The sequence below is a fragment of the Longimicrobium sp. genome (genome assembly GCF_036399255.1).
Classification (GTDB): Bacteria; Gemmatimonadota; Gemmatimonadetes; order Longimicrobiales; family Longimicrobiaceae; genus Longimicrobium.
Map to the genome: position 1 here is coordinate 20,039 of NZ_DASWNM010000098.1, position 7,206 is coordinate 27,244.

Annotated in this window: 5 protein-coding genes; 2 read left to right on the forward strand and 3 right to left on the reverse strand. The window is 71.1% G+C overall.

The annotated features are described in order from the left end of the window. Nucleotides 1-185: 185 nt before the first annotated feature. Nucleotides 186-1,040, reverse strand: a complete 855-nt coding sequence (locus VGC13_RS17930) for a hypothetical protein (RefSeq protein ID WP_331126656.1) — start codon at nt 1,038-1,040, stop codon at nt 186-188. Beyond that, nucleotides 1,037-2,512: a hypothetical protein gene (locus VGC13_RS17935; protein ID WP_331126657.1), complete on the reverse strand. Its 1,476-nt coding sequence runs from the start codon at nt 2,510-2,512 to the stop codon at nt 1,037-1,039. The genes VGC13_RS17930 and VGC13_RS17935 overlap by 4 nt, the downstream gene beginning before the upstream one ends. Nucleotides 2,513-2,686: 174 nt before the next feature. On the opposite strand from VGC13_RS17935, the gene guaA reads away from it, so the two are divergent. Both guaA and VGC13_RS17945 read left to right on the forward strand, forming a co-directional pair. Further along, nucleotides 2,687-4,231, forward strand: a complete 1,545-nt coding sequence (gene guaA / locus VGC13_RS17940) for a glutamine-hydrolyzing GMP synthase (protein WP_331126658.1) — start codon at nt 2,687-2,689, stop codon at nt 4,229-4,231. Nucleotides 4,232-4,609: 378 nt separating this feature from the next. Further along, nucleotides 4,610-5,404 carry a hypothetical protein gene (locus tag VGC13_RS17945; RefSeq protein ID WP_331126659.1) on the forward strand — a complete coding sequence of 265 codons (795 nt, stop codon included), beginning with the start codon at nt 4,610-4,612 and terminating at the stop codon, nt 5,402-5,404. Between the two features lie 154 nt (nt 5,405-5,558). Here VGC13_RS17945 and VGC13_RS17950 read toward each other — a convergent pair. Beyond that, nucleotides 5,559-7,206, reverse strand: a 1,648-nt coding sequence (locus VGC13_RS17950) for an Ig-like domain-containing protein (protein ID WP_331126660.1), incomplete at its 5' end; no start/stop codon positions are given.

The following is a 7,206-nucleotide window of genomic DNA, read 5'->3' on the forward strand; positions in this document are numbered from 1 at the left end:
GGTGCACCTTCCCTGCGGTGTGCGGCGGCTGAAGATGGAGCGCGGGTCGGCCGGAAAGGCGGCGCCGGAAGGCGGCCCCGGGGGCAGACAGATGTTCCCATTTCGCCGGAAAATCTGCGACGCAGGAAGGGTGCCGCGGTTTGGGTGCGCCGGGGCGAAACGCACCCGGTGAAACCGTTCCGCCCTCAGTGCGCCGGGCCGTCCTTGCGGAACACCATCAGCCGGACGTAGAACGGCTCCGCCTCTACCAGCAGGCGCTGCTCGGGGGGCGTGTAGCTGGTGGCGCCGACGTAGACCTGGTACGCCTCGCCCTCGTGCTCCACCCCCCGCCGCTCGCCCGGCGCCAGGACGAACTGCCGGCTCCCGAACCGGACGTGCAGAGAAGACTCGCCGCCGGGCCCGGGCGGCAGCTGCTGCACCGTCAGCGGAAGGTCCTTGAACTCGCGGCGGTACGGCGTGGGCGATCCCTCGGAGACGTACAGGAGCAGCGTTCCGTCCTCGTCGGCCAGCGCCACCTCTTCGCGGTGCGACACGCCCACCACCTCGTTGCGCAGCGTGCTCGCCACCGTTTCGCGCGCGTCCAGGTCCAGCTGCTGCTGCGGGCCGGGAAGGTCGAACCGGATGTCGACGGACGCGCTGCTTTCCTCCAGGCGCCCGCTGACGCGTCCGTCCTTCACGCTGTTCACCGACATCTCTCCCGTGTAGCGGTCCAGCCCCTGCCCCAGCACCAGGTCCAGCTGGCCGGGCTGCTGCACCGGGGCCACGCCCGGCTGCGGCGCCCGGGCCTGCGCCAGCACGCGCACGCGGCGCGTGCGCGGCTCCGCGCGCAGGGTCAGCGTACGCAGCGGCGGCAGCTGCCCGGACTGGGCGAGCGCCCTCCACCGGGCGCGCATGGCCTCGTCCGCGGCACGGGCAAGGATCTCGTCCAGCGAGGCGGCCGGGCGCTCCCCCGCGTCCGGCGTGGGCTGGGCGGCCGCCGGGGACGCGGCCGCGAGCACCGCGGCCGCCGCGAGGAACCGGTGCAGGCGCACCCCTTTCATCGGGGTTCTCCCGTGGCGGGGCCGGGCGCGGCGGCCGGCGCGGTTGGCGGGGCGCTCAGCATTCCGTTCTGCCGCGGCCCGCTGAACACCAGCTGGAACCAGTTGGGGAAGTCGGACAGGCGGTCGCCGGTGTCCTTGTCCTGGTTCAGGTCGACGGCGGCGCGGGTACGGATGCGCGTGTCGAGGTCGAAGTCCGCCGAGTTGCCGTTGCACACCCCTTCGATCTCGTTCAGCTCCCCCTCCACCAGGTCGCGCCCCATTCCCTCGGAGTAGTCGATGTAGTTGCCCGCGCCGGGGGGAAGGCCGCCGCCCAGCTCGACGGCGTTCGCCTGTCCGTAGAAGAACGGCGTGCACACCGGCAGCGCGTAGCGGTTCATGGAATCGTACCCCGTCCGCAGCTGCCAGCTGTAGCTCATCACGCTGTTGTAGTTGGGCGTGTACTGAAAGACGGTCTCGCCCCCGTGCCGCTGCTGCAGGTTGTGCCCCAGCTCGTGCATCAGCGTCGCGGCGCGGTTGCGCACCGAGTTGTACGGCTTCTCGAACCGGTCCAGCCCCACGATGCAGTCGTCGCCCGGGCCGTCGAAGTCCGTGCCTTCGGCGTTCACGTGGACGTCGCTGATGCCGCTCCCTCCTTCGGCGAGCGCCCTGGCCCAGATGCAGTAGTGGAACAGGCGTCCCCGCACCCGGTCGTCGAAGTGGTCCGCCTTGAGGAGGTAGAAGTTGCGCACCCCCGACGCCGGGTTGTCCTGCCGGTACATCCCCAGAAACGGGGAGAACGGCACCCGGCCGCCCGCGTCGACGTACAGGTGGATGCCGTTGCCGCCCTGCGGGTTCAGGATGGGGGCCGACTGGAACGCCGCCTGGACCACGCCGAAGACCTCGGCGCCGGGCGGGTGCCGCAGGCTGTCCATCAGGTCCACCTCCAGCAGCACGTCCGGCCGGTACGGGTGGGCGCCCAGGGCGGGCAGGTCCACGTCCACCACCTGGTCGCCGTCCGCGTCGTAGCCCCGCAGCTCCCACGCGTCGTAGAGGTCGTCGCCGTCGCTGTCCAGCGTGGCCTCGTCGTCCGGCAGCCGGAACGGCTTCACCGCGCTGGTCCGCCCGTCCGGGTTGCGCAGCTGCACCTGCAGCGTGGCTCCCGCCCGCCGGCGTCCGGGCGCCACCACCATCGCCAGGTAGTGGAGGATGGGGTAGCCCAGGGTGGCGGGGTCCACGCCCAGCAGGTCGTTCTCCAGCGTCTGGTGGGGGATGGAAGCCTGCACCTGGCCGTCGATGAGCACCTCGCCCGCGGGGTCCAGGTTGGCCCCCTGCACGTACAGCCAGGTGGTGACGGACCCGTCGGGCCCGAACCCGGTTCCCCACAGGCTGATGCGGTCCAGGCGGGGCGCGTAGGGCTGCTGCGCGGCGGCCGGCGCGGGGTGGGCCCAGGAAAGGAGCGCGAGGAGGAGAACCGCGGGGAAGGGCCTGTTCATCATGAATTTCCGTTTGTGCCAACCGGTGTCTCAAAAGTGATCCACAACAGGATACCTTTTCCTGGAGGGACGCACCAGCCCGTTTTCCCCCGGCGGGTACGTTTTGCCTCGCCCGGGTGCAGGCCGTATCTTGCCGCGTCTAACCTCCAGCTCCGGGAAGGCGTTCCAACGACCGTGGATTCCAATCGCATCCTGATCATCGACTACGGCTCGCAGTTCACGCAGCTCATCGCGCGGCGCATTCGCGAAGAGCGGGTCTACTGCGAGATCCAGCCGCCCACCCGCTCGCCGGAGTGGGTGCGCGAGTGGGCGCCCAGGGGGATCATCCTCTCCGGCGGCCCGTCCTCCGTCTACGGCGACGACGTGCCCACGGCCGACCCGGAGCTGCTGCGGATGGGCATTCCCGTGCTGGGGGTGTGCTACGGCATGCAGCTCATCACCCACCTGGAGGGCGGGGTGGTGGAGCGGGGGAAGCGCGAGTACGGCCGCGCCCACGTCACCATCGAGGAGCCCACGGGGATCTTCGACGGGTTCAGCCCCGGCGAGCGGACGCAGGTGTGGATGAGCCACGGCGACCACGTGGTGCAGCCGCCGCCGGGGTACCGGCTGCTCGCCAGCACCGAAGGGCTGCCCTGGGCGGCGTTCGCGTCGGACGACCGGCCCATCTACGGCGTGCAGTTTCACGTGGAGGTGGCGCACACCGTCCGCGGCGCCGACATGATCGGCAACTTCGTCTTTCGCGTCTGCGGGTGCGAGCCCACCTGGACGGCGGGTTCGTACATCGAGACGGAGATCGAGAAGATCCGCGCCACGGCGGGCACGGACCAGGTGATCTGCGGGCTCAGCGGCGGGGTGGACTCGTCGGTGGCGGCGTCGCTGGTGCACCGCGCCATCGGCGACCAGCTCACCTGCATCTTCGTGGACACGGGGCTGCTGCGGCAGGGCGAGCGCGAGTCGGTGGAGCGCACCTTCCGCGCGCACCTGGGAATCCGCCTGGAGGTGGTGGACGCCTCCGCGCTCTTCCTGGAGCGGCTGCGGGGCGTCGAGGACCCCGAGAAGAAGCGCAAGATCATCGGCAACACCTTCATCGACGTGTTCGAAGAGGCGTCGGACCGCATCGGCGGCGACGCGAAGTTCCTGGTGCAGGGGACGCTGTACCCGGACGTGATCGAGTCGCTGTCGGTAAAGGGGCCCTCCGCCACCATCAAGACGCACCACAACGTGGGCGGGTTGAAGGAGGAGATGCGGTTCGCCCTCATCGAGCCGCTGCGCGAGCTGTTCAAGGACGAGGTGCGGCAGGTGGGGCGCGAGCTGGGGCTGCCGGAAGAGATGGTGGGCCGGCATCCGTTTCCCGGCCCCGGCCTGGCCATCCGCGTGCTGGGCGCGGTGGACGAGCGCGAGCTGGCCATCCTGCGCCAGGCCGACGCCATCTACCTGGAAGAGATCCGCTCGGCGGGGCTGTACGACGACATCTGGCAGGCGTTCGCGGTCCTGCTTCCCGTGCGCAGCGTGGGGGTGATGGGGGACGAGCGGACGTACGAGAACGTCTGCGCCCTGCGCGCCGTCACCAGCCGCGACGGGATGACGGCGGACTGGTACCCGTTCCCCCACGACGTGCTGGCGCGCATCTCCACGCGCATCATCAACGAGGTGAACGGCATCAACCGCGTGTGCTACGACATCTCGTCCAAGCCGCCGGCGACGATCGAGTGGGAGTAGGGAAGTGCGTGAGTGCGTGAGTGCGTGAGTGCGTGAGTGAACCGCGCGGCGGCTGCGGACGCACCGGTGCGGGGGACGCCGCATGCTGCCGGGCCGCCGAGTCCGCGAAGGCGGACTTTGCGACTTTCCAGCGGCGAATTCATTCGCTCCCGCGGGCGAACGGCACGTTGCTGAATCAGGCCCCAACGGGCATGATTCGGAATCATGTACTTTACGAATCCCCACGCATCCCGCGCCCGTGGTCTGCCCATCCTGGAGCGGAAGGAACCTCCGTTCCTGGATCCCTCGGCCTCCGCGGTGAGTCGGTGCGCCGAATGTAGACCGAATCGCCTGCAATCATCCCGCAACCCGGAACCCCACCCAGGAGAGCGACCCTTCATGTTTCTGCGCATCCATGCAGTTGCCGTCCTCACGGCCGCCGTCCTCGCCGTTCCAACGCGAGCGATGGGCCAGGGCAGCCTGACCGACCTCGCCGCCCTGATGAATCAGCACCCCACCTTTACGCGCGAGGTCCCGTCCCTCGGCGTGTCTCGTTATCACGCCACGGTGACGCCATCGGGACCGTGCTCTCTGGGCGTCATCAATCAGGACACCCTTGGCACCGAGGTCTACCACGACGCCTACACGATCCCCCTGGGGCAGCTGGCGCCCGATGCGGAGGTGTCGAAGTGGCCAACGGGGGAAACCTGGATGGTCAAGCTCCGCTCGAGCACGGGCGCTCCCGCGGCGACGATTCGCCGCAGCATGGTGCGCTATGGGCAGTCTTCCTCCCGCGAGATCGCTGCCGCCGAGTTCTACTTCAACTACCAGGAAGAGGGCGTCGCGCGCGCGGTCGCCAGTGGATTCCAGCGTGTGATTGCCGGCTGCGGGGGACGGCCGCTCACGCAGGCGGCAAGGGACAGCGCGGCGGTCGCGGCGGGGACCGACCCCGAGACGACCCGCCTGAAGAACGAGTGCAGGAACGCCGTGCGGCGCCAGACGACCGACCCGGACGGCGCCACGTTCGATTCGCCCGCGTCGGAGATGATCCTGCGCTCGGAAGGAAAGGTCACGATCATGGGCGACTTCACGGGCACCATGCGGGGGGCGTCGCGAGGAAAGTCGACGTTCGCCTGCACGTTCGTACGAAGTGGCGGCGCATGGGTGCTGGAGGGAAGTCCGCTGATCTTTTGAACCGGTGGTTCGCGATCGCCGACGCTGTTGCTGATCCACCGGGCGTCCTGCCCACGGGACGCGCAGAGCAGCCGGCGCTCCGTGCGGTCGCCATCCGAAAAAGGCCCTCTCCCGGAGTCCGGGGGAGGGCCTTTTCGCGTCCATCCACCGCGCGTCAGTCGTTGCGTCCGCGCGGCCTGACGGCTGGCGCGGTGCGGGTGGAGCTTCCGGCGGCGGCGGGAGCGCGCGGCGGGATGGATGAGCGGGCGGCGGCGGTGGTTCCGGCGCTGGTCACCACGATCCGCGCCGAGTCCAGGCCCGCCCGCCCCTGGACGATGGCCCAGGTGGTGCCTTCGCCCACGGCCTCCACCCGCGGAAAGGGAATGTCCTCGTCGCGGATTTCCGCGATCTGCGCGACGGCCGGGTCGCGGAGGGTCCAGGTGTAGCCGTAATAGCAGGTGTAGTGGCAATCGCCGCTCGCCGGGTCGACGTACACGCCGGCGGCGTCGTACAGCCGGTACGACAGCGTGAACTGCGCGCCGGGCGCGACCGTCACCTCCGGGGGATTCGCCCGCACGCTGGCCGGGTTGCCGACGTGGACCAGGGCGCCGAACGGCAGGCTGGGAACCCCCGCCACGGTCGCCGTTCCCCGCGGTCCCGGGGTGGCCCCGCCCGCGCAGAAGGCGTTGACCGTCCACTGGGTGGTCGCGTACCCGTTCGCGTCCGTCTGCGACGACGCCGGGCTCATGGGCCCGCCGCACACCACCGCCCACTGCACCGTCACGTTTGGCGTGGGGTTGCCGTACCGGTCCTTTGCCTGCACGCGCACGGTGCGGACGGTGTTGATCAGCGCATCCAGCGGGGTGATGGTGACGGCCAGGGAGTGGGGAGCGACGGGACGCGCCAGTGCGGTAAAGGCCGCGGAGCCGGCCTGTCCCGCCACCGCCGCCACCGCCGCCTGCGTTCCCGGCTGGCTGGCCAGCTTCCACTGCGCGCGCACCGTTCCGTCCGCCCGGGTAATGGAGGTGCGGGGCAGCACCGAGCCGCCGGGGCCGGTGTGGCTCCACTGGACCGTGGCGCCCTGGATGGGCTGTCCGGCTGCGGTGGTGAACCGCACGACCAGCGAGTCGGCCAGGAACGCGCCGATGGTGTCGGCCTGCGCGTTGCCGCTCACGCGGGTCAGCACGCCCGAGCCCGTGGACGTGGCGGTGAAGCCGGCCGACGGCAGCCCCGTCACCGCGGCGGAGACGGTCTGCGCCAGCCCCACGTGGGTGCCCAGCGTCCACCGCGTCCGCGCGATGCCGTCCGCGCCGGTCGTCACGGTCCCGGGCGAGACGGAGCCGCCGCCCGCCGCCGCGAAGGTGACCGCGGCGCCGGGGACCGGGTTGCCGTGCGCGTCCGTCACCCGCACCGCCAGCGAATCCGCCAGCGCGACGCCGGGCGCCCCGGTCTGCGCGTCGCCGCTCAGCTTTGCGATCGCCGCGGGTGCGCCGGCGCTCGCGGTGGCGGTGAAGGCAAACCTCTCCGGCGCGCCGGAGAGGTTTGCCGTCGCCTGGTAGGTGCCCGGCGTGGTGGGCAGGCGCCACGCGGTGCGCGCGTAGCCGTCCGCGCCGGTGGTGGAGGTGGCGGGCGCCAGCACGCCGGGACCGGTCCACTGGATCACCGCGCCCTGGATCGGCGCCCCGGTGGGGGTGGTGAAGCGCACCTCCAGCGAGTCCAGCAGCACCGCGCCCGCCGTGCCCGTCTGCGCCGCCCCGCCCGTGCGGGTCAGCACGCCGCTGGCGACCGCCGTGGCCGTGAAGCCCGCCGCCGGGAGCGTGCCG

Excerpts from the sequence above, each read along its gene's own strand:
- VGC13_RS17930 (WP_331126656.1), bottom strand. The coding sequence starts at position 1,040 with ATGAAAGGGGTGCGCCTGCACCGGTTCCTCGCGGCGGCCGCGGTGCTC.
- VGC13_RS17935 (WP_331126657.1), bottom strand. The coding sequence starts at position 2,512 with ATGAACAGGCCCTTCCCCGCGGTTCTCCTCCTCGCGCTCCTTTCCTGG.
- VGC13_RS17945 (WP_331126659.1), top strand. The coding sequence starts at position 4,610 with ATGTTTCTGCGCATCCATGCAGTTGCCGTCCTCACGGCCGCCGTCCTC.